This window comes from Chloroflexus islandicus, assembly GCF_001650695.1.
Lineage (GTDB): Bacteria > Chloroflexota > Chloroflexia > Chloroflexales > Chloroflexaceae > Chloroflexus > Chloroflexus islandicus.
In genome coordinates this window covers 24,961-45,716 of record NZ_LWQS01000062.1, presented here as the reverse complement: position 1 = coordinate 45,716, position 20,756 = coordinate 24,961, and the positions used below count along the sequence as shown (strand labels likewise).

Genomic DNA, 20,756 nt, shown 5'->3' with positions numbered 1-20,756 from the left:
GCCCGCCTGCCGGTCTGGCCGAAGTCGCGTTGACGATTGACAATACCGATCGCTTGCTGCCGCTCGATTTCGACGAGGTGACGATTACCCGCCGCGTCACTCGCACCGGCGAGAATGAGTATTTCATCAACCGCGCCCGCGTCCGCCTGCGCGATTTGCTGGCTGCCATCGAGCCGCTCGGCGGTTCGTATACGATTATCAATCAGGGGTTGGTTGACGCTGCCCTGACCCTGCGCCCCGCCGAGCGCCGCCGCCTGTTTGAAGATGCGGCGGAAATTGGCGGCTATGAGCTGCGCAAGGCCGAGGCCCTCCGCCGCTTGCGCGAGAGCGAGACCAATTTGCAGCGCGTGGCCGATTTGCTGGCCGAGTTAGAGCCGCGCTTGCGTGCATTGCGCCGGCAGGCCGGCCAAGCCCGCCAGTACCGCGAGTGGCAAGCCGAGTTGCAGACGCTGTTGGCCCATTGGCACCATGCCCAGTGGCGCGAGGCCCAAGCCTATGCCCAACAGGCCCAAGCGCAGGCCCAACAGGCCGATGATGAGCTGGCTCGCCGGCGAGCGGTGCAGGCTGAAGCAGCAGCGACGGTGCAGGCCCGCCGGGCCGCGTTGCGCGAACGGCGCGAGGCGCTCGGTGCGTTGCACCATCAGGCTTCGGCGCTGCACCACCAAGCCGAGACCTTGCAACGCGAGCTGGCGGTTGAGCACGAGCGGATCGCCGCTGCCACGCGCCGCCACGACGAGCTTGAGCGGCAGATGGCGGCGCTGGCGGAACAGCAGCGGTTGGCGGCGCACGAACGAGATCGCGTAGCTGCCGAGGCTGCGCAGGCCGCGCAAGAGGTGGCAGCGGCGCGGCACGATCTGGCGCTGGCCGAACGCGAACGGCAGGCTGGCGACCATGCGCGCACCAGCTTAGTTGCCGAACTCAAGGCGGCTCAAGAGCGCGCGTTGCAAGCTGCCCGCGCCGAAGCGACGGTCGCGAGCCAGATTGAGCAGATGAATGCCCAACAGGCTCGCTTGCGTACCGAAAGCGAACGCTTGGCCGCCGCTTTGGCGCAAGCTGCCGGCACAACCAGCGCGGCTCAAGCCGCTGTGGCCGAGGCGCAAGCCGCGCTGGCCACCGCTGAACAAGCCTATCAAGAAAGCACGGCGGCAGTGCAAGCTGCGCGCCAAGAACTCGACCGTCTGCGCGCTGCCCGCGCCGCCGCCGACGAAGAGCGCGCCACGCGCCGCCACACGCTGGCCGAACGCGAAGCCCGTCTTGAGGCGCTCACACGCCTTGCCCGCTCGCACGCCGGTGCGTTTGCCGGCGTGAAGGCCGCGCTGGAATGGGCCGAACGCAACGGGCGCGCCGGCTTTACACTGGTACAACAAATCATCCGCGTGCCCGCCGAATTGGAAACCGCGATCGAAGTTGCCCTTGGCGCGCGCCTGCAACATATCGTGGTCGAGCAGTGGCGCGACGCCGAAGAGGCGATTGCCGAATTGCGCCGTACCGGCGTAGGCCGGGCCACCTTCTTGCCGCTCGATACGCTGCGCCGGCCCAGCGGCGATGCTCGCCGCCCCGCCTTCTCGGCGCAGGTGATCGGCGTCGCCACCGAACTGGTCGAGTACGATCCGCACTACGCGGTGGTGGTCGAACAGTTGCTGGGCCGCACACTAGTCGTCGCTGATTTGGCGACGGCCCGTGCCGAGTTGCGCCATCTGCCTCCCGGCTGGACGATTGTGACGTTGGCCGGTGAACAGGTACAGAGCGGCGGCGCGGTCACCGGCGGCGCGCCTACCCGCGAGAGCGGTGCATTGCGCCGCGAACGCGAGCTGCGCGAACTGCCTGCACAGGTTGCAGCGGCGCGCGCCGCGCTTGAGGCGATTGACCGGCAACGGGCCGCGCTCGACCAAGAGCTGCAGGCCGCCACCACCCGCCTGCGCAGCGCCGAACACGCCGAACGCGAAGCGCAACGACGGCGCGAAACGGCCCGCAATGCGTTCGATCAGGCTCAACGCCGTACCCGGCAGGTGGAACAGGAACAACAATGGGTGATAGCGCAACAAGAGCGGCTGGGGCAAGAGTTGGCCACGCTGGCCGAGCAGTTGGCAGGCTTACATGAACGCCAAACCAGCCTGCGCACCGAACGCGCTGCCGCTGAAGCAGCCCTTGCCGCGGTGCGCGAACGGCAAGAGCAGCAGGCTAGCGCCGATCGCGCCGGCCAAGAGCGGCTGGCGAACCTGCGCGCTGCGCTCAGCGCCGCCGAGAGCCGGCAGCGCATGCTCGCCGAAATGCTTGCCGGTCACGAACGCACACTCGCTACCCTCGCCCGCCAACAAAGCGAGCTGGAAACCGCGTTACAGGCATTGGGCGACGAGCGTACCCAACGCGAAACGGCGTATGCGGCAGCGCTGGCCCGCCAACAGCAATTGCTGGCCGAACTGCACGACGTGCAGGCGCAGATTGCGCCGGCGGAAACCGAATTGGCCGCCGCTGAAGCCGAATTGGCCCGCCTCGAAGCCGCTGAAGCGCAGGCCACCGCCGATCTGTTGGCCGCCGAAGCCGAGCACAGCCGGTTGGCCCGCGAAGCGCAACGCGCCGCCGACCGCCTCGAAACCCTCTTCGAGCGAGCCGTCGCCGATGGCGTTGACCTCACCGCACCGCCTCCCGCCGGTGATAGCCCGCCGTTGGCCGAACTGCCGGCAGCGATCGAAGCCTTGCGCGCGCGCATCATCCGCCTCGGCGTGGTCAACCCGCTGGCGCTGGAAGAGTATGAAGAGGCCAATAACCGCTACGCCTTCCTCACCGCGCAAGCCGATGACCTCCGCGCCGCCAGTGCGACACTTCACCAACTGATCGATGAACTCGACGGCGCAATGAACGACCGCTTCCAGCATACCTTTCACGCCGTCGCCGCCGAATTCAGCGCCACCTTCCAAGAACTGTTCGGCGGCGGCAGCGCCCGTCTCGAACTGATCGACACCGATCCCGACGGCAGCGAGAGCAACGGCAAACGCCCGCAGCAAGGCGTCGAAATTATCGCTCGCCCGCCGGGCAAACGTCCGCAAAACATCGCCCTGCTCTCCGGCGGCGAACGCACCTTGACCGCAGTGGCATTGCTCTTCGCGATTTTGAAGGTCAATCCTAGCCCATTTTGCATTCTCGACGAAACTGACGCCGCGCTCGATGAGAGCAATGTGGGCCGGTTTCGCGAGATGTTGCAGCGCCTGACCGATCGCACCCAATTCATCGTGATCACCCACAATCGTGGTACGATTGAAGTAGCCGACACGCTCTACGGAGTGAGTATGGGAGACGACGGCGCTTCGCGAGTGGTCTCGTTGCGCGTGGAAGAGTATGTGGGAGAAGAGGCATGATCCATGCCGCCGAATTGGCCGATCTCTTGAGCGGGAGGATCGGATCGTTGACCATCGCGCCTGATGGCGCACTGCGCCCCGACGATCCGCCGCCGGGAGCGATCTTTCCCGGCAGCTTTAACCCACTGCACGCGGGGCATCTCGGCTTACAGCGGGCAGTGGTGGTAATGACCGGCCAACCGGTGCATTTCGAGCTGACGGTGCGCAACGCCGACAAAGGCGAGTTGCCGCTGGCCGAGATTGAACGGCGCGTTGCCCAATTCCGCGGCCAACATTATGTCATCCTCGCTGCCGCGCCGCTCTTTGTGCAGAAGGCGCGTCTCTACCCCGGACGCGCTTTCGTGCTCGGCTACGATACCGCAGTGCGGCTCGTCGATCCGCGCTATTATGGCAGCGCCGAGGCGATGGCCGCCGCCTTCGCCGCCATTGCCGCCGCCAACTGCCGCTTCTTCGTCGCTGGCAGACAGATCAACGGGAGGTTTTATACGCTCGCCGATCTGACTTTGCCGGCGGGGTACGAATCGCTCTTCATCCCGGTACCCGAACACCTCTTCCGGCGTGACATCTCTTCGACCGAATTGCGCGCAAAAGCGGTGCAAGAGTAACTCTAACCTTAGACGGAACGTGTGGTAAAGTAGGGACACAGCGTTGCTGTGTCCCAACAGGAAACACAGCGTTGCTGTGTCCTACCCAAGGATCACAGCGTTGCTGTGTCCCAACAGGAAACACAGCGTTGCTGTAACCCTCCATTCCACGCTAACGGAGCACACCTATGACCCGGCCTTCGGTGCGTGAAATGCGCGAAGCGCTCGAAGCGCAAATCCTCTCGCCATACGCGGCCAAGAGCGCCGATGCCGTGCGCGACCGGCCCGAACCGCCCTGCCCGATCCGCACCGCATACCAGCGCGACCGCGACCGCATCTTGCACTCGAAACCGTTTCGCCGGCTCAAACACAAAACCCAAGTCTTTATCGCCCCCTTGGGCGATCACTACCGCACCCGGCTTACCCATACGCTAGAGGTCACACAAGTTGCGCGCACCGTCGCCCGCGCGTTGCGCCTCAACGAAGACCTGACCGAAGCGATCGGCCTCGGCCACGATATTGGCCACGCGCCGTTCGGCCACGCCGGTGAAACGGCGCTCAGCCGGATCTGTTCCAGCCACTTTCGCCACAACGAACAATCGCGCCGGATCGTCGAAGTGCTGGAACAGCATGGCGAAGGGATGAACCTTACTTACGCCGTGCGTGAAGGCATCTATATGCACTCTAAAGGGCGGCGCGACATCACCGCCAAAGCGTGGGGCACCGCCAGCACCCTCGAAGGCCAGATTATCAAACTCTGCGATAGCGTCGCCTACATCAACCACGACATCGACGACGCCATTCGCGCCGGTATTCTGCGCGCCGAAGATTTGCCAGCCGATTGCATCGAGCTGCTCGGCGACAGCCATAGCAAACGCCTTGCCACCATGGTCGGCGATCTGATCGAGTATAACTGGTGGGCAACCGGCGAAGGAGTGCCACCCGACCCGCCCTTGATCTCGATGAGCCCGGCCATCTTGGCCGCTACCAACAAGCTGCGCGATTTTCTCTACCAAAACGTCTACTGGCGAGCAGAAGCAAAAGTGGAAGACGAGAAGGTGCGTTTCATTATTGAAACGCTCTACACCCATTTCATGCGCCATCCCGAAGAGCTGCCCGCTGAGCTGCTGGCGATTAGCGAACGGCGGGGCGAGCCGGTTGAACAGGCGGTCATTGATTATATCGCCGGCATGACCGACCGCTACGCATTGGCCGTATTCAAACGGATATTCATCCCGCGCACGTGGGGCGGGTAACGGCATTCGCACCATGAACGTCATCGACGAAATCAAAGCCAACATCGACATCGTTGACCTCATCAATTCGATGGGGGTGGGGCTGCGGCGCAGCGGGCGCAGTTTCGTCGGTTTTTGTCCATTTCACCCCAACAGCCGCACCCCCGCCTTCCACGTCTACCCCGACACCCAGAGCTTCTACTGCTTTGGTTGCCACGCCTCTGGCACGGCCTTCGATTTCGTGATGCGCAAACAGGGCCTCGATTTCAAAGGGGCCTTAGAACTACTGGCTGAACGGGCCGGTATCCGGCTCGAACCCAAAAACGACGCCCAACGCCAAGAAGATGCGCGCCGGGCGCGGCTGCTCGAGATCAATGGCGTCGCTGCCCGCTATTTCAACTACGTGCTGCTCAACCTCAGCCGCGGCGCTGCCGGTCGCGAATATGTCGCTCGCCGCGGGATTAACCAAGAGGCGATTGACGCCTTCCAGATCGGCTATAGCCTCGACGACTGGGGCCACCTCTTTACTTATCTGCACGACAAAAAGGGCTATAGCGTCGAAGACATCATCGCCGCCGGCCTTGCCATCCCCGGCGAGCGCGGCCCGTATGACCGCTTCCGCAACCGCCTCATCTTCCCTATCCGTAATGTGCGCGGCGAGGTGATTGGCTTTGGCGGGCGCGCGTTGGGTGACGCCCAACCCAAATATCTCAACACACCTGAGACCCCGCTCTTTAAGAAGAGCGAGGTGCTGTACGGGCTTGATCTGGCCCGCGACGCCATCCGCACCGCCAACCGCGCGATTGTGGTTGAAGGGTACGTGGATGTGATCACCGCGCACCAGCACGGCTTCCGCAACGTCGTGGCGCCGCTCGGCACCGCGCTGAGCAAAGCGCACATCAACCAGCTCAAGCGCCTGACCGATGCCGTCTATCTGGCGCTCGACGCCGATGCTGCCGGCCAGAAGGCGACGTTGCGCGGTCTCGAAACGATCCGCACCGCCACCGAAGAAGAGGGCGAGGGGCGTATGGTGACAACCGCCCAAGGCATTGTGCGGCTCGAAAACGATGTCACGATCCGTATCATCCGCTTGCCGGCGGGGCGCGACCCCGACGAGGTGATCGCCGCCGATCCCGCGCTCTGGCAGCAGTTGGTCGAGCAAGCCGCGCCGGTGATGGATTTTTACCTCGAAGCCTACACCGCCGGCCTCGACATGCATGATCCAGCCCAACAACGGCTGGCGCTTGAGCGGATCATTCCGTTGCTGAGTGAACTCGACGGCGCGGCCCAGCGCGTCTACGTGGCACGCGTCGAACAGCTCACCGGTATGCGCAGCGAACTGATCGTCGATCTGCTGCGGGCGCGGGTGCAGCCGGCCCGGCGCAACGAGCGCGCGCGCCGCACCACCCCGTCACCGCCGCCGCCACCCGCCCCGGCGCCGGTGGCGGCCGCGCCGCTCGACGAACGTCGCCGCAAAACCGAAGCCTACTTGCTGGCACTAGCGCTACGCTATCCCAGCGTCAATGTCGCGATCGAAAAGCTGCTCGAAGAGTACAACGCCCGCCGGCGCGAAGCAGGTGAACTGTTCGGGGCCGGCTTGGAAGACCTGCTTGAAGAGCCGCTCCACCAAGCGATCTGGCGCGCCTACCTCGCCACCCCGCTCGAACTGCGCCCCACCGATGCCGAGAGTTTGCAGGCGTGGGTGGAAACCCTCGGCGAACCGCTCACCAGCGAAGCCAAAGCATTGATCGCTACCCTCAATCGCCGGCCTGACGACGTGCGCTACCGCCACGAAGCCGAACAGTGCGCCCGCATCTTGCGCAAAGCGCAGGTCATGGCGCGCATCCACCGGTACAACGAACGCCTGCGCGAACTCGACAACGAGGAAGAGATTCAGCGCATCTTGCACCACATTCGCGAACTCGGCGCCTACGCCGAACAGATCACCCAACCCCGCCGGTCGAGCACCTTCCCCGATCTGCGCGATCTCTTAGGCCAAGGATAAAGTCCGGTTTCGATTCCCGCCCTGCCGTGCCCGCCATCGCGAAGCGTAGCCACAAAGAGCCACAAAAGACACGAAACATGAGTATTTTTGCGTCTTTTTGTGGCTATTACTCGCCAATGCCACATCCCCCCTCTCCCACCTGACGGTGAGAGAGGGGGCCGGGGGGATGAGAACCACTCCCCTCCCCCAGCGGGGGAGGGGCTGGGGGTGGGGGCAAACCAGCCCATCCCAACGCCATCAACCGTATCTATGCTCATCCGTTCTGCCCGCCCTTGAACCCAGCGGGGGAGAGACTGGGGGCATCAGCCCGCGCAGTGGGCTTCGTAACCCTAGCCCGGCCCTTTAGGTCCCGGTTCCAGACGGATCTTCTGCCCGCCCTTGAACCCCTGCGAGGGAGGGGCTGGGGGCATCAGCCCGCGCAGCGGGCTTCGTAACCCTAGCCCGGCCCTTTAGGGCCGGGTTCCAGACGGAGGTTCTGTCCGCCCTTGAACCCCAGCGGGGGAGAGACTGGGGGCATCAGCCCGCGCAGCGGGCGTAACCCTAGCCCGGCCCTTTAGGGCCCGGTTCCAGACAGAGGTTCTGCCCACCCTTGAACCCAGCGGGGGAGGGGTGGGGCAAAGCAAGGCATCGCTGCGCCGTATCGCCCAGCCCTTCCGGGCCGAGCCGAAGCGTAGCCACAAAGAGCCACAAAAGACACGAAATAATGAGTATTTTTGTGTCTTTTTGTGGCTATTGCTCACCAATGACACCTCCCCCTCTCCCACCGTAAGATGGGAGAGGGGGAGGTGGGAGGTACGAGTCGCCGCTTATCTTATGACGCCGGCTTAGCCGGAGTCGTCGCATTAGCGTTCTCGTTAACCGCCACTTCCAACGGCAAGTTGAGCGGATTCTCGGCCTGAATCTTGATCTCTTCGGGGTCGATGCCGGGAGCCGCGCCGCCGAAGGTGGTATCGGCATTCATCTCCTTGCGCTGCTTCATCGCCGCGATCTGCTCCGGCGTTAGCACGCGCGACTCATCGAAGCCGAGATCGATCTCAAGCTGGGCGCCACGCATGTGGACGCGACCGAGGTCGTAGAAGCGGCGCGTGACAGTGGTCTTCATAAAGGCGCGCAGACAGCCGAGCATGTAGCGCCGCTTGAACGGATCCTTGATAAACGGATACTCAAGGAAGGCCTTGCGCATATAGAAGCGGGCATAGTTGCGCAACACACCCTTGAGCACATCTTCGCGATCCATCAGCTCAGGCTTCATAATCGGCGTCACGAAGTTGTACTTCGCATAGTCGCGCACCTCGACCCGATCACCCAGCTCTTCAAACAGCTCGGCAAACGGCCACGGCGTGTACATATTCCAGTTGGCCATATCCGGCTTCCAGTCGAGCACGTAGCGATAGGTCTCTTCGATCGTCTCCGGCGTCTCATTCTCCATGCCCATAATGAACTGGGCCTCGGCCACCATGCCGTGCTTCTTGATCAGCTCGATCGCGCGCTTGTTCTGCTCGATCGTGGTCTGCTTGCGGAAGCGGTCAAGGTTCATCTGGGCAGCAGCCTCAGTGCCGAGCGAGATATGCACCAAGCCGGCAGCGCGCCAGAGCGGCAACTGCGCTTCATCACGCAGAATGTCGGTCACGCGGGTGTTAATGCCCCAGTGAACCGGCAGCTTGCGCCGCACCAGCTCTTCGCAGAGCGCGGTGAACTTCTTGCGGTTGATGGTCGGCTCTTCGTCAGCCAGAATGAAGAAGCCCACATTGTGCTCGCGCACCAGCGTCTCGATCTCATCAACAAACTTCTGCGGACTGCGGGCGCGATAGCGACGCCAGAACTTCCACTGCGAGCAGAAGCGGCAGGTGAAGGGGCAGCCACGGGCGAAGTTAGGCACGGCCACCCGCACATTGAGCGGCACGTAGATATAGCGCTTCCAGTCGTAGAGGCTCCAATCCGGGGTGAGCTTATCGAGATCGGCGATCGGATCACGGGCCGGCGTCGCCACCACCTTGCCGTCCTCAAGGTAAGCAATCCCCTTAATGTTGGCCCGGTCGCGCCGGTCGGTACCCGCCTCAATCGACTGCATCAGCTCGACGATAATCTCTTCACCCTCGCCGCGCACAATGTAGTCAATCCATGGCGCCTCGGTCAAGACCTGACCATACATAAAGGTCGGGTGAATACCGCCAAGGATGAGCCGAGCATTCGGCACCTCTTCACGCGCGATCTGCAACGTCTCTTGCGCCTTGTAGATCATCGGCGTGATCGCCGTGGCCATCACCACATCAGGCCGATTATGGCGCAGGATCAGGCGCAATTGCTCATTGGGCAGATCCTCCGTCATCGCATCGACGAAACGCAGGTTGTTGAAGCCTGCGGTGCGCAATGCGCCGCCGATGTAGGCGACCCAGCTCGGCGGCCAGTTCCCAGCAATTTCAGCCCCACCGGCATGGTAGTTCGGCTGGATCATCATGATCCGCATGCGTGGCCTCTCTTCCTTTCTGACGACCAAGTCTGAACTACAACAACGCGAGGACGAACAAAATCGACGCCCCCGGATTACCCCTCCAGCGATACGGCAAACGTGCAGCGCGGCGCACCCATGGCCCGGCATGTCACCTCGCGCACACGGATCCGATCGCTCACCACCCGTCGCAACAATCCTTCAAACGCCGCCCGGTAGTAACTACACACCGGCTCGGCGGCCTGCACTTCACGCGCCTCAACGCTATTGGCCAGCGTCAACTGCCACTGTGGCCGTAGCGTATAGCCAAATTGCCCGCTGCCAGCGAATGTCCACGCATGTTTGGCAATGGCGGGCAGAAAGATGCGCAACGCCAACCCTACCGGCAAGCGCGGCAAGAGCAGCCGGATCGGCGCCGGCACCCGGTTCGTCGCCACATAGTTCGCCGTAAGTTCGCCCGAACGGTCGAGCACCCGCATCGCCGCCGGCATCCCCAGCCAGTCGCGCAAGTCACGGATCATCGCGCCAAATTCGCTCTCGGCCAGCATGTGGTCGGGCATCGTTTCAAGGAAATGCCCGCGCCCGCTGCGGCGCAGCCAAGCTGCGGTAGTCTCGGCGCCATACTGCTCGCGCAAGGCAGCAATGGTCTGGATGATCGAATTCGGCCCGATCCGGGCAACTTCAGCGACGTGTGCTACATCTTGCATAGTACGCCTACTGACATTGTTTGAAATGTCAACGTATGCAATAAATGTAACATCTTTACTCGCATTTGCCGGTTGTAAGTCATTCACTCAGGGTAAAAACCGGGTAAACAAAGGTGTGCAGAAGGCGGGCAACGTAGTGACACACCGTAGGGACACAGCGGCGCTGTGTCCTAAAAGACATTACAACGCTGTGTCCCTACGACAACGCGCCCCCTTCCACGCATGCGGCAATTGCGCGCTGGTGGTCGATAGCCGGACGATGGGGATGGCAGAGGACGAGAAATTCGACGTTCCCCGCCGGGCCGGTAATCGGCGAGCGGGTGAGACCGGCGGGGTTGAGCTGTTGGGTCGTAGCGAAGGTTAGCACATCGCGGATCACCTGCGCATGCACCGCCGGATCGCGCACGACGCCGCCTTTGCCCACGTGTTGCGGGCCGGCTTCAAACTGCGGCTTAATCAACGCCACGATCCATGCGCTTGGCGTGATCAGCCGCTGCACCGCCGGCAAGACGAGCCGTAGCGAGATGAAGCTGACGTCGATCACGGCGCAATCGGCCAGCACGCCATCAGGCAGTGCGGTGAGGTGGCGAATATTGGTGCGTTCGAGCGTAACCACCCGTGGATCGGTGCGCAACCGGTGGTCGAGAATACCATAGCCGACATCAACCGCAAAGACCCGCGCCGCGCCGCGCTGCAACAATACGTCGGTGAAGCCGCCGGTGGAAGCGCCAACATCGATCGCGGTCAAACCTGCCGGATCAAGCCCAAACTGGTCGAGCGCGTGCGCCAGCTTGAAGCCGCCGCGGCTGACGTAAGGCAAGCCGCCGCGCACATCGATGTGGGCATCGATGGCGACCATCGTGCCGGCCTTGGTCTGCACGTGGCCGTTGACCAACACCTGCCCGGCCATGATCATCGCCTGCGCCCGCGCGCGCGTCTCAGCCAGACCACGCTCGACCAGCAGCGTATCGAGACGTTGGCGAGCCATGCTACTCTTCTCGGCGTAATTCAACTTCGAGCCGGGTAATTTCGTCTTCCAACTCGGCCACCATTGCCCGCAACCAGTCAGGGGGAGGGTTATGCGGATCGTGCAGTTGGGCGCGCAACATGCGCAATTGGTTGCGGCGCAGTCGCAACTGCTCGCGAATGGTCGCCTGCCGATCGACCGGCGCCGGCGCTGGCGGCAATGGCTGGCCAGCCAGATACTCGTTCACCAGCTCGGTCATAAAATCATCCAGCTCGATACTGCGCTCGCGGAGCAGCCAGTAAAGCTGGTCGCGTTGCGCCTCGGTCAGCCGGATGCGAGTTGGAATGGTGTAGTGTCCGCTCATAGCTCTCGCATTATACCGTATCTTGGAGCGCGCTGGCACATGACTTCGTTTATAATGAGTTTAACCCGGTCGATACCAGCGTATCGCCACTCGTATAGTGCTTGAGAGGGCTTCACCATGTGGTGGCAGTGGATCGTGGAACGGATCGCGCTTGGCTTGCACATTCCCGATGGCTTTTTGCATGCGCCGGTGGCCTTGTTGTGGTGGCTGCCAACCGTGATCGCGGTTGGGATTGCGGCGCGGGCCGCGCGCCAATCACTCGATGAGCGGGCCGTGCCCTTGATGGGGGTGATGGCGGCCTTTATCTTTGCGGCCCAGATGATCAATGTGCCCATTGCCGGCGGCACGTCGGGCCACCTGCTCGGCGGCGTCTTTGCCGCTCTTGTGCTGGGGCCATGGGCAGGCATGGTCGTGATGACCAGCGTGATCGCCTTGCAAGCCATCCTCTTTCAAGATGGCGGTATTGTGGCAATGGGGGCGAATATCTTTAACATGGGCATCGCCACTGCTGCCATCGGCGGCTGGCTGGCGCGGCCATTGTTGATTCGGAATGGCGTGCTGACGGCCAACCGGCTTTGGATCGCGATCGTGGCTGCCGGTGCGGGATGGCTGTCGGTGATGGCCGCTGCCGCCCTCACCTCGGCCCAACTGGTGCTCTCTGACCTGCCCGCAGCCATTGTCTTTCCGGCCATGCTCAGCGTGCATGCCATCATCGGCATCGGCGAAGGGCTCATTACCGCCGCTGCGGTCGTGTTTCTGGCCAGCACCCGGCCCGATCTGCTGCAAGCCACCCCACCCTCTGGCCCGGTAATGACGCGGATTGCCGCCATCGGGGTGGTGATTGCCGCCGTCATCACCGCGTTTGCGCCGTTGGCTTCGCCCGACCCCGATGGGCTTGAGCGCGTCGCCGAGGATGCCGGATTCATCACCCGCGCCACCGATGCGCCCTACCAGCTTTTGCCTGATTACACGATTCCATGGCTCGGCGAGACGCCGCTCTCAACCATCATTGCCGGGTTGGTTGGCGTAGCCGTGCTGATCGGCCTCATCTGGGGTATGAGTAGACTGCTCCGCACCCAACCACCGGCACGCTCGTGATGGCTGACACCGCAACGGCTGAGCCAACCGCCGCCGATGATGGCCGGGTCAAGACGTGGCTCGCCCTCGGATTTATCTTCACGTTGGCGTGGCTGCCGGCCGGCGCATGGGATGCACTGATCATGGCCGCCCTCGCGCTCTGGTTTGTGATTGGCTGGAAACGGATCGGGTTGTGGATGATCTGGCGGCGCTCGCTGATCGCATGGCCGTTTGCCCTCGCCGCGCTGACGCTGGCGATTGCTCGCCCCGGCGCGCCGGTCTTCCAATTCACGATCGGCGGTCAAGCGATCACGGCTACCGATGCCGGTATGGTAGCCGCCGCCACCGTGATGGCGAAATCATGGCTTTCGGTGCAAGCCATGCTCACGCTGATCGCAACCACCCATTTCAGCGAGCTGCTCACTGCGCTGGCGGCGCTCCGCCTACCGCCAGTATTGATCCTGATCCTCGGCATGGCCTATCGCTACCTCTTCATACTGCAAGAAGAAGCGTTGCGGATGCTGCGCGCGCGCGACAGCCGCAGCGCATCCATCCCCGGCCAGCCCGCCGGTCGTAACCTGTTCTGGCGCGCAACCATTACCGGACGCATGGTGGGCACGCTCTTCATCCGGGCCTACGAACGGAGTGAACGGATCTATGCCGCCATGCTGGCCCGCGGCTACGATGGCCGGCCCGTTACCGCCACCCAACCCCCGCTCCGGCCCACCGATTACTTCGCGCTCATCGGCGGCGGAATCGTCTGCGTGAGCCTGATCGTTATTGCCTACATCTAATCGGCTATGCTCACCATTACCAATCTCAGTTATGCGTACCCCGACGGCACTCCTGCGCTGCGCGGGATCGATCTCGTCGTCGCTGCTGGAGAAAAGGTGGCCTTGCTCGGGGTGAATGGGGCCGGCAAGAGCACGCTCCTCCTCCACCTCAACGGTACCTTACGCCCAGCAAGCGGCGCCATTGTGGTAGACGGCCTGCCCGTCACCGCACAGAATCTCCGCCAGATTCGAGCCAGAGTCGGATTGGTCTTTCAAGACCCCGACGATCAGCTCTTCTCGCCAACCGTCTTTGACGACGTTGCGTTTGGGCCGCTCTATATGGGGCTCGCGCCGGCAGAGGTGGACCAGCGTGTCCAGCAGGCGTTGCAGGCAGTGGGGATGACCGGCTATGAACAGCGGCCGCCCCACCGGCTGAGCCTCGGCCAGCGCAAACGGGTGGCCTTGGCGACCGTGCTGGCGATGCAGCCGAGCTTGCTGGCGCTTGATGAACCTTCAGCCGGCCTTGATCCGCGCGCTCGCCGCGAATTGAGTGAGCTGCTGCGCACCCTGCCGCAAACCATGCTCGTCTCAACCCACGATCTCGCGCTCGTCGCCGATGTGTTTCCGCGGTCTATCGTATTGGCCGAAGGCCGGGTCGTTGCCGATGAAGCAACTTCCTCGCTCCTCGCCGATCACGACCGGCTCTGGCAGTATGGATTGATCTAAGCAAACAGCCCCCTAAGCACGGAAAAGGCTAGGGGGCCGCTGATCGAACCGTTGCCGCCACTATGTCTGTGCTACGTCAAAGGCCGCCATTGGCGCAGTTGGGTAAAAAAGCGCAGCACCATCTCGGTGTGCAGCGGAAAGGCCAGCTCAGCCGGCGAGGTAATGATCACGCGCTCGGCGGCTTCGCTATTCGGCAAAAACACCGGCAAATCCGCGCTGCGCAGTTGCGGCCCGATCCCAAACACCAGCAGATAACCATCGGGTGTGCTGCGAACGGCAAACTCGCTGACCAACGCCGGATCAATCTCAACCCCGGCTTCCTCGTACAACTCACGCGCTGCTGAGTCTTGCCAGCGTTCCCCCATCTCGATAAACCCGCCGGGCAAAGCCAACTGGCCACGACGTGGATGGGCTGATCGCCGGATGAGCAATAAGCCATCATCAACCGGCTGCAAGACTAAGACCACTGGTAACGGATTGCGATAGGTTGTGCTGCCGCAATGCGAACAGATGCGGGGCCATGACTGGTGCTCGGCAAACGGTTGGCCGCAGAATGAACAGAACGAGTGCTGGCGATACATGACTTCCTGTGCAACGAGCGACGGCTCCAACAAGAACTGTAGTATAACATAAAAGCGCACTCCGTTCCGGCGCTGCCGTGCGCTCGTTCACAATCCTGCCGGACGCTGCCACGTCTGTGATGCTGCCGGCGCCGTACTCACCGGCTGATCCGGCGCGAGCAAGCATTGTTCAAACCCCGCGCGCAGTGCCGGTTCATCAATCATACCCGGCACACCGATGAATACCATCTGCGTCTGCGGCGCTTGATCACCCCACGGTTCACCCACCGTCACCTGCACTCGCGTCCCTACCACTTGCAAAACGGCCCGCCGTTGCGGAACTTCGGCCAGATAGACCAACCCTTTGCCACGAAAAATAGCCGGCGGCAAGTTCAGAATCGCGCGGCGAAAAGCGTTGAGGGTAAAAGGTCGATCACAGACATAGCTCCACGTGGCAAACTCGGCGCCGTGGTCGTGGTGATGGTCATCGTGATCGGCTGTTGCGTGATCGTGCCCCTCATCGTGGGCAGTAACTGCCACCATGCGCGGCGTTGCGGCACGCTGCTGAAAACGGCCTACATCCAGCACGAGTGACAGCGGTATGTCGCCATAGGTTGCCGGCACGATCCGCGCTTGCGGCACAATCCGGCGCACCCACGCTTCAACGTTGGCAAGTTGATCAGGCGGAACCAGATCGATTTTATTGAGCACAACAATATCGGCGGCGCTGATCTGTTCAACGATCAACGCCTCGTAGGCCGGTTGCTGGCGCACATAATCGGCATCGACCACCGTAATCACACTATCAAGACGGAAGTAGGGACGCAGTTCAGGCAACAGAAACGTATCGGCCACGGCCCACGGATCGCTCACCCCGCTCGCTTCAATGATGAGATACTCTGGCGGCAAGGGCCGGTCTACGAGGCGCAACGCTGTGCGCAGCAGATCATCGCGGATCGTGCAGCAAATGCACCCATTGGCCAGCGCAATCGTATCGCCTTCAACCCCAACTACCAACTGCGCATCAATATTGATCGCGCCAAAATCGTTGACCAGCACCGCCGCGCGCAAGCCGTGATCGGCCCGCACGATGCGGTTGAGCAACGTGGTCTTGCCGGCGCCGAGGAAACCGGTCAGAATCGTCACCGGAACGGGACGGGCAGGCGTTTCCATGAGGGTTCTCCTTACGAACGCCGGCGGGGCCGGCAGCAGGGACAATCCAGACCATGCGCAACCCGCGTTAGATGGGCCGGGGTCGCGTAGAGCGGTTCAGCCGCACGCTGCACGTGGAAGGTGCTGGCAACGCGCCGGCAAAATTCGTGACAAATCGGACACTCGACCGGATCGTCAGCTTGCCACGCTGGACGCAGCTCTTCCAGCTCAATCTCGCATTCGGCACATTCGTAGACGTAAAGCGGCATCGTAACCTACCAGTGGGAGTAAACAACGAGCTACTCAGTTATATGAGACAATATATCATCTATAAACACTGCTGTCAATGTGAGTTGCGCTTGCGCGCGCCGCCTTATATCGTTGTGCCAAAACGCTTTTGTTGGCGAGCGGTCGCCAACCGGTCACAATGATGCCTGCCGCGCGCAGCGAAGACGGCTGCGGCTAAGTCCAGCAACGATCGATGCCACAACCGCCCCTCACAATAACAAGAAGCACGGCTGGAACCCTATGAGCAATGTATCTTGCCAGCCGCTCTATTTGTGGGATAATACCGTATACAGTTTGTACACCCTTTGCGAGGAGCAAGACAATGCCAATATACCAATTCACTGCCCAGCGTATCGATGGCACGGTGCAGTCGCTAGCTGACTATCGTGGCCAAGTGCTGTTGATCGTCAACGTCGCCAGTATGTGCGGTCTAACACCGCAATACGCTGGCCTCGAACAACTATACCGCCGCTATCGCGATCAGGGATTTAGCGTTCTCGGCTTCCCCAGTAACCAATTCATGCAAGAGCCGGGCAATGACGAATCCATCGCCCAATTCTGCGAGCGCACCTATCAAGTCACCTTTCCGCTCTTCGCGAAGGTTGACGTGAACGGCCCCAATGAGCATCCACTTTTCACCTACCTCAAAACCCAGCAACCCGGCCTCTTTGGCAGCACCGCGATCAAGTGGAACTTCACCAAGTTTTTGGTTGACCGCAACGGCAAGCCACGCCGGCGCTATGCACCCACCGATATGCCGGCGCAGATCGAAGATGATATTGTTGCGTTGTTGCGCCAACAACCGGCGACCGTGAATTAACTACCGGCGCTCTTCCTTAGGCATACGAATGGATAGACAGGCGTGGTAATGCCACGCCTGTATACTATGCTCACGACTGGAGTTTAGGGTCGTAAATGGTTATGTTCAGTAAATGTCGCTCAAACGTTAGACCTGTCAACCATTTCATCCACCCAAACGCGGTATGATAGAGACTATGGTATCTGGCCGCCTGCATCATTGCCGGCAACTAACCAGAAGCGGCTCATCTTCACAACAAGCGTGGCGGTTATGAAAACGATCTATGGCGTTGGCGCCGTCGTCTTCCGGTTGCAATCTGATCAAACCATTGAGATTTTGTTGATTCGGAAGCGTAAAGGATTTTGGTCACTCCCGAAAGGCAAACTCAAAGCAAACGAACCGCCGCGCAAGGCAATTGTGCGCGAGGTGTATGAAGAGACCCACGTCATCGCAGAAGTCATTGATCTGATTGGCAGCATTGATTACCTGATCAATGGGCCGCAGGGAACGCAGCGCAAGCTGGTCGATTACTACTTGCTGCGCGCGATCAAAGGCCGTGCTCGCCCAACCGGAGGAAGGGAGCAAATTGTTGCCGCTGAGTGGGTGCCACTAGCGGAAGCCATCGAGCGTATCCAACGCCCCCGCTTGCGCGCTGTGGTGCGCGCAGCGCAATCATGGTTTAGTTGCTAAGAACTGCACGCAGAATTTCCACGCAATTCATGCCTTATGCACAGAGCCGGCCTTGAGCGCGGCGTGCTATAATAAGGGGCATAGAGAGGAAGGATGGCACGTATGGATGAGATCGCTGCCACCCAACTTGCCCGCCGCGTTGACGACTATCGGCAAGCTATCGCTGAGCGCGTTGCCGCCCGGCTCTTGCGCGCATTTCCCGAACTGACCCATACCTTGCGTCTAGAAGAGAACTATGGCCCAGTCGAGCGCATGGCCGAGGTCGCAGTGCGCCCGCTCAGTGATTTGATCCGGGCTATGCTCTTGTTTGACGCCCTCGAAATCGCTGAAACCGAACTGCGCTGGGCCCGTGGCGTCTTGCCCCGCTGGGGTGTGTCGTATGAACACACCACCGCGATGATCCGCTGGTATTTTGAAGAGCTTGGCCGGCTGCCGCTGTCTCCAGCCGAACGAGCCGTCGCCACCGAAGTGGAACGGCACCTCTTGAACCTCATGGTTCGCCTGTACCGCACAGCAGAACCTAACCAACGCGCAGTCACCGTGTAGGCTGCAACAACCTATCCGATGAAACAAGGGGCGACACGAATGTCGCCCCTTGTCGTTTGCTGTCACGCCCCCAAATTAATTGGTGACAATCAGCTTGCCCTGCATCAGCGGGTAGTGGCCGGGCACTGTGCAGATGTAGATATAGGTGCCGGCTGCTGGCGCGGTGAAGGTGACTTCCACCGTCTCATTGCCATTGGCCAGCGGCGACTCAGCCAGAATATTGCTCTTGTCAGCCGGCAAATAATTCGCCGCCGGGCCAGCACTCAAGCCGGCATTGGCAATCGCTGCCGCTTCCGCATCACCGCCCTTGACCAAGATCCAGTTGTGCTGCTGCACCGCCGAGTTGTTCTTGAAGCGCAGCGTCACCGTCTGGCCAGCGGCGACCCGCAATTCGGTCTTATCGAATGCCAATTCTTCGCCCTTCGAGCCAATTTCTAACGTGACCGGCCCGCTGCTCTGCCCACCACCGCTCGAACCACCACTGCTGCCGCCGCCACAGGCGACCAGCGCCATTGCCAGCGCAGCCAGCACAGTGAACGCCATCATGCGCAACCAAATCTTCATTGCTCTGTTCCTTCCTTGTGGCATCTATCACAAAATTGCACCGCTCAATTTATACCACTATCCCAACTGTTGTCAAGCGGATCAGAGCAGATGATCTAGAGTTTGTGTTGATAGAAGCTATTCCTGTTCGTCATAACGGCGTGGCCGTGGCGCACGCCGGCGACTATCGGACGTCGATCGATCAGTGCGTTCCGAACTGCGCCGGGATGATTGGCCAGTATTCGCGTTGCGCTGGGATGGCGACTCACGGCGTTCTTGATAATTGGCCCCGCGCCAGCCCGGCCCCCGCTCTTCGCTCCGGCGCGGCGGGCGCTCCTCGCTCCAACCCCGCCCTGTTCCGCGCTCTTCACTCCGGCTGCGCGGCGGGCGCTCTTCGCTCCACCGGCCCGGCCCCCGCTCTTCGCTCCGGCGCGGCGGGCGCTCCTCGCTCCAACCCCGCCCTGTTCCGCGCTCCTCACCCCGGCTGCGCGGCGGGCGCTCTTCGCTCCAGCCCCGCCCTGTCCCGCGCTCTTCACTCCGGCTGCGCGGCGGGCGCTCTTCGCTCCAGCCCCGCCCTGTTCCGCGCTCTTCACTCCGGCTGCGCGGCGGGCGCTCTTCGCTCCACCGGCCCGGCCCCCGCTCCTCACTCCGGCTGCGCGGCGCACGCTCCTCGCTCCAGCCCCGCCCTGTCCCGCGCTCTTCACTCCGGCTGCGCGGCGCACGCTCCTCGCTCCACCGGCCCGGCCCCCGCTCTTCGCCCCGGCTGCGCGGCGCACGCTCCTCGCTCCACCGGCCCGGCCCCCGCTCTTCGCTCCGGCGGCGCGGCGGGCGCTCCTCGCTCCACCCCCGGCCCAGCCCCCGCTCTTCGCTCCGGCGCGGCGGGCGCGCGTCACCACGCTCGCCCCTCGGCACACGCGGGGAGCGTTCTGGTGCAACGGGTGATTCGGGCACAGCCTCTGCTGAGCCACTCCCGCGCCGCGCCGCTGGTGAAGGTTCGCTCGGGCGTTCCGGCAACGACCGGCGGGTGGGAATGTGGGCACGGAGCGCAGCGACCTCTTCATCGGTCAGGTGCCGCCATGCGCGCGGCGGTAAATCACCGAGCTCCAACTCGCCTTCACGCACCCGGATCAGGCGCAGCACCTCATAACCCAAGAGCTTCGCTACTGCGCGAATCTGGCGTTTACGCCCCTCGCGCAACACAATCCGTACCCACACCCCTTCCGGCACCGTGCCAATCAACTCAACCCATGCCGGGGCCGTCATCTCGCCATCGAGTAACACGCCATTCCGCCAACTCCGCAGCGCCTCAGGCGTTAAGGCCCGATCTAACAACACCCGATACTCTTTTTCAACCTCAAAGCTCGGATGGGTCAGCGCGTGAGCCAGTTCGCCATCATCGGTAAGGAGAATCAACCCTTCACTATCAAGATCGAGCCGGCCAACCGGAAAGACGCGCGCCGGCACATCAACCAGATCGACAACTGTTGGGCGACCGTGGGTGTCTTCCGCGGTCGAAACCACCCCAGCCGGTTTGTGGAGCATAATGTAGGTGCGTTTGGCCGGCATCCGCAGTGGCTGCCCATCAACCAACACCTCGTCATGCTCAAGATCGACGCGCGTGCCGGGCACAGTGACCACCCGGCCATTCACCATCACCCGTCCCGCGGCGATCAACTCTTCACAATCGCGGCGTGAGGCGATGCCGGCACTAGCCAACACTTTTTGCAATCGTTCAGGACTCACAGATAGCCTTTCTTTTTCATTCAAACCAGTTTGTGAATAACGTTCTTTACGAAACGCTCACCACCGTCCCGTCGCGAATCTGCTGCCGTTCGGGCAAGACGAGAAAGGATGCCGAACATATTGGGAAACGCGCTTCACAGACTGTAAACAGCATGTACGTTATGTGGCGAAGAATCATCGTTCTTCACCAAT

General features: G+C 62.0%; 19 protein-coding genes. 10 read left to right on the top strand and 9 right to left on the bottom strand.

What is annotated here, in order from left to right:
- From smc to dnaG, 4 genes are all read left to right on the top strand, one after another.
- Positions 1 to 3,356: chromosome segregation protein SMC (gene smc, locus A6A03_RS12635; protein WP_066788840.1), on the top strand; the 3,356-nt coding region annotated here is incomplete at its 5' end.
- A complete protein-coding gene (locus A6A03_RS12630; protein WP_066788837.1) occupies positions 3,353 to 3,961 on the top strand; it encodes a nucleotidyl transferase family protein in 609 nt (202 codons plus the stop codon). The genes smc and A6A03_RS12630, both read left to right, overlap by 4 nt.
- Before the next feature lie 167 nt (positions 3,962 to 4,128).
- A complete protein-coding gene (locus A6A03_RS12625; protein WP_066788833.1) occupies positions 4,129 to 5,196 on the top strand; it encodes a deoxyguanosinetriphosphate triphosphohydrolase in 1,068 nt (355 codons plus the stop codon).
- Between the two features lie 13 nt (positions 5,197 to 5,209).
- Positions 5,210 to 7,180 carry a DNA primase gene (dnaG, locus tag A6A03_RS12620; protein ID WP_066788830.1) on the top strand — a complete coding sequence of 657 codons (1,971 nt, stop codon included), beginning with the start codon at positions 5,210 to 5,212 and terminating at the stop codon, positions 7,178 to 7,180.
- A gap of 811 nt (positions 7,181 to 7,991) precedes the next feature.
- On the opposite strand, the gene bchE is transcribed toward dnaG, so the two are convergent.
- The 4 genes from bchE to A6A03_RS12600 all read right to left on the bottom strand — a co-directional run bounded on the left by bchE (position 7,992) and on the right by A6A03_RS12600 (position 11,667).
- Complete coding sequence (gene bchE, locus A6A03_RS12615) at positions 7,992 to 9,647, bottom strand: magnesium-protoporphyrin IX monomethyl ester anaerobic oxidative cyclase (RefSeq protein ID WP_066788825.1); 1,656 nt, start codon at positions 9,645 to 9,647, stop codon at positions 7,992 to 7,994.
- Between the two features lie 77 nt (positions 9,648 to 9,724).
- Entirely contained in the window at positions 9,725 to 10,336 is a 612-nt protein-coding gene (bchJ, locus tag A6A03_RS12610) for a bacteriochlorophyll 4-vinyl reductase (RefSeq protein ID WP_066788822.1), read from the bottom strand.
- A gap of 196 nt (positions 10,337 to 10,532) precedes the next feature.
- Positions 10,533 to 11,324, bottom strand: coding sequence for a TlyA family RNA methyltransferase (locus A6A03_RS12605; protein WP_066788819.1), 792 nt, complete (start codon positions 11,322 to 11,324; stop codon positions 10,533 to 10,535).
- Between the two features lies 1 nt (position 11,325).
- Positions 11,326 to 11,667 carry a hypothetical protein gene (locus A6A03_RS12600; protein ID WP_066788811.1) on the bottom strand — a complete coding sequence of 114 codons (342 nt, stop codon included), beginning with the start codon at positions 11,665 to 11,667 and terminating at the stop codon, positions 11,326 to 11,328.
- Positions 11,668 to 11,784: 117 nt separating this feature from the next.
- Here A6A03_RS12600 and A6A03_RS12595 point away from each other — a divergent pair, with 117 nt between their 5' ends.
- The 3 genes from A6A03_RS12595 to A6A03_RS12585 are packed head-to-tail and all read left to right on the top strand — an operon-like array spanning position 11,785 to position 14,243.
- Positions 11,785 to 12,765 (top strand): energy-coupling factor ABC transporter permease, encoded by a 981-nt coding sequence (locus tag A6A03_RS12595; RefSeq protein WP_082908969.1) that lies wholly within the window; start codon positions 11,785 to 11,787, stop codon positions 12,763 to 12,765.
- On the top strand, positions 12,765 to 13,538 hold the full coding sequence (gene cbiQ, locus A6A03_RS12590) for a cobalt ECF transporter T component CbiQ (RefSeq protein WP_066788852.1): 774 nt from the start codon (positions 12,765 to 12,767) through the stop codon (positions 13,536 to 13,538). The genes A6A03_RS12595 and cbiQ overlap by 1 nt, the downstream gene beginning before the upstream one ends.
- Before the next feature lie 6 nt (positions 13,539 to 13,544).
- Positions 13,545 to 14,243: an energy-coupling factor ABC transporter ATP-binding protein gene (locus tag A6A03_RS12585; protein WP_066788808.1), complete on the top strand. Its 699-nt coding sequence runs from the start codon at positions 13,545 to 13,547 to the stop codon at positions 14,241 to 14,243.
- A 71-nt stretch (positions 14,244 to 14,314) separates the two neighbouring features.
- Here A6A03_RS12585 and A6A03_RS12580 read toward each other — a convergent pair whose 3' ends face one another.
- The 3 genes from A6A03_RS12580 to A6A03_RS12570 form a co-directional block, all read right to left on the bottom strand.
- On the bottom strand, positions 14,315 to 14,824 hold the full coding sequence (locus A6A03_RS12580) for an NUDIX domain-containing protein (protein ID WP_066788805.1): 510 nt from the start codon (positions 14,822 to 14,824) through the stop codon (positions 14,315 to 14,317).
- Positions 14,825 to 14,911: 87 nt separating this feature from the next.
- A complete protein-coding gene (locus tag A6A03_RS12575; RefSeq protein ID WP_066788802.1) occupies positions 14,912 to 15,976 on the bottom strand; it encodes a CobW family GTP-binding protein in 1,065 nt (354 codons plus the stop codon).
- A gap of 11 nt (positions 15,977 to 15,987) precedes the next feature.
- Positions 15,988 to 16,224: an FmdB family zinc ribbon protein gene (locus A6A03_RS12570; RefSeq protein WP_066788800.1), complete on the bottom strand. Its 237-nt coding sequence runs from the start codon at positions 16,222 to 16,224 to the stop codon at positions 15,988 to 15,990.
- A 341-nt stretch (positions 16,225 to 16,565) separates the two neighbouring features.
- Between A6A03_RS12570 and A6A03_RS12565 the strand changes: the two genes are divergently transcribed.
- The 3 genes from A6A03_RS12565 (at position 16,566) to A6A03_RS12555 (ending at position 18,278) form a co-directional block, all read left to right on the top strand.
- Positions 16,566 to 17,063 (top strand): glutathione peroxidase, encoded by a 498-nt coding sequence (locus A6A03_RS12565; RefSeq protein ID WP_066788797.1) that lies wholly within the window; start codon positions 16,566 to 16,568, stop codon positions 17,061 to 17,063.
- 249 nt (positions 17,064 to 17,312) lie between these two features.
- Positions 17,313 to 17,732 carry an NUDIX hydrolase gene (locus A6A03_RS12560; protein ID WP_066788794.1) on the top strand — a complete coding sequence of 140 codons (420 nt, stop codon included), beginning with the start codon at positions 17,313 to 17,315 and terminating at the stop codon, positions 17,730 to 17,732.
- Between the two features lie 102 nt (positions 17,733 to 17,834).
- Complete coding sequence (locus A6A03_RS12555; RefSeq protein WP_066788791.1) at positions 17,835 to 18,278, top strand: hypothetical protein; 444 nt, start codon at positions 17,835 to 17,837, stop codon at positions 18,276 to 18,278.
- 75 nt (positions 18,279 to 18,353) lie between these two features.
- Here A6A03_RS12555 and A6A03_RS12550 read toward each other — a convergent pair whose 3' ends face one another.
- Both A6A03_RS12550 and A6A03_RS12545 read right to left on the bottom strand, forming a co-directional pair.
- On the bottom strand, positions 18,354 to 18,842 hold the full coding sequence (locus tag A6A03_RS12550; RefSeq protein ID WP_066788790.1) for a plastocyanin/azurin family copper-binding protein: 489 nt from the start codon (positions 18,840 to 18,842) through the stop codon (positions 18,354 to 18,356).
- 117 nt (positions 18,843 to 18,959) lie between these two features.
- Positions 18,960 to 20,564 carry a pseudouridine synthase gene (locus A6A03_RS12545; protein ID WP_066788786.1) on the bottom strand — a complete coding sequence of 535 codons (1,605 nt, stop codon included), beginning with the start codon at positions 20,562 to 20,564 and terminating at the stop codon, positions 18,960 to 18,962.
- Between the last annotated feature and the right edge of the window lie 192 nt (positions 20,565 to 20,756).

What these genes read in the sequence shown, in the direction of transcription:
- A6A03_RS12630 (WP_066788837.1), top strand. Translation starts at nt 3,353, where the DNA reads ATGATCCATGCCGCCGAATTGGCCGATCTCTTGAGCGGGAGGATCGGA.
- A6A03_RS12625 (WP_066788833.1), top strand. Translation starts at nt 4,129, where the DNA reads ATGACCCGGCCTTCGGTGCGTGAAATGCGCGAAGCGCTCGAAGCGCAA.
- dnaG (WP_066788830.1), top strand. Translation starts at nt 5,210, where the DNA reads ATGAACGTCATCGACGAAATCAAAGCCAACATCGACATCGTTGACCTC.
- bchE (WP_066788825.1), bottom strand. Translation starts at nt 9,647, where the DNA reads ATGCGGATCATGATGATCCAGCCGAACTACCATGCCGGTGGGGCTGAA.
- bchJ (WP_066788822.1), bottom strand. Translation starts at nt 10,336, where the DNA reads ATGCAAGATGTAGCACACGTCGCTGAAGTTGCCCGGATCGGGCCGAAT.
- A6A03_RS12605 (WP_066788819.1), bottom strand. Translation starts at nt 11,324, where the DNA reads ATGGCTCGCCAACGTCTCGATACGCTGCTGGTCGAGCGTGGTCTGGCT.
- A6A03_RS12600 (WP_066788811.1), bottom strand. Translation starts at nt 11,667, where the DNA reads ATGAGCGGACACTACACCATTCCAACTCGCATCCGGCTGACCGAGGCG.
- A6A03_RS12595 (WP_082908969.1), top strand. Translation starts at nt 11,785, where the DNA reads ATGTGGTGGCAGTGGATCGTGGAACGGATCGCGCTTGGCTTGCACATT.
- cbiQ (WP_066788852.1), top strand. Translation starts at nt 12,765, where the DNA reads ATGGCTGACACCGCAACGGCTGAGCCAACCGCCGCCGATGATGGCCGG.
- A6A03_RS12585 (WP_066788808.1), top strand. Translation starts at nt 13,545, where the DNA reads ATGCTCACCATTACCAATCTCAGTTATGCGTACCCCGACGGCACTCCT.
- A6A03_RS12580 (WP_066788805.1), bottom strand. Translation starts at nt 14,824, where the DNA reads ATGTATCGCCAGCACTCGTTCTGTTCATTCTGCGGCCAACCGTTTGCC.
- A6A03_RS12575 (WP_066788802.1), bottom strand. Translation starts at nt 15,976, where the DNA reads ATGGAAACGCCTGCCCGTCCCGTTCCGGTGACGATTCTGACCGGTTTC.
- A6A03_RS12570 (WP_066788800.1), bottom strand. Translation starts at nt 16,224, where the DNA reads ATGCCGCTTTACGTCTACGAATGTGCCGAATGCGAGATTGAGCTGGAA.
- A6A03_RS12565 (WP_066788797.1), top strand. Translation starts at nt 16,566, where the DNA reads ATGCCAATATACCAATTCACTGCCCAGCGTATCGATGGCACGGTGCAG.
- A6A03_RS12560 (WP_066788794.1), top strand. Translation starts at nt 17,313, where the DNA reads ATGAAAACGATCTATGGCGTTGGCGCCGTCGTCTTCCGGTTGCAATCT.
- A6A03_RS12555 (WP_066788791.1), top strand. Translation starts at nt 17,835, where the DNA reads ATGGATGAGATCGCTGCCACCCAACTTGCCCGCCGCGTTGACGACTAT.
- A6A03_RS12550 (WP_066788790.1), bottom strand. Translation starts at nt 18,842, where the DNA reads ATGAAGATTTGGTTGCGCATGATGGCGTTCACTGTGCTGGCTGCGCTG.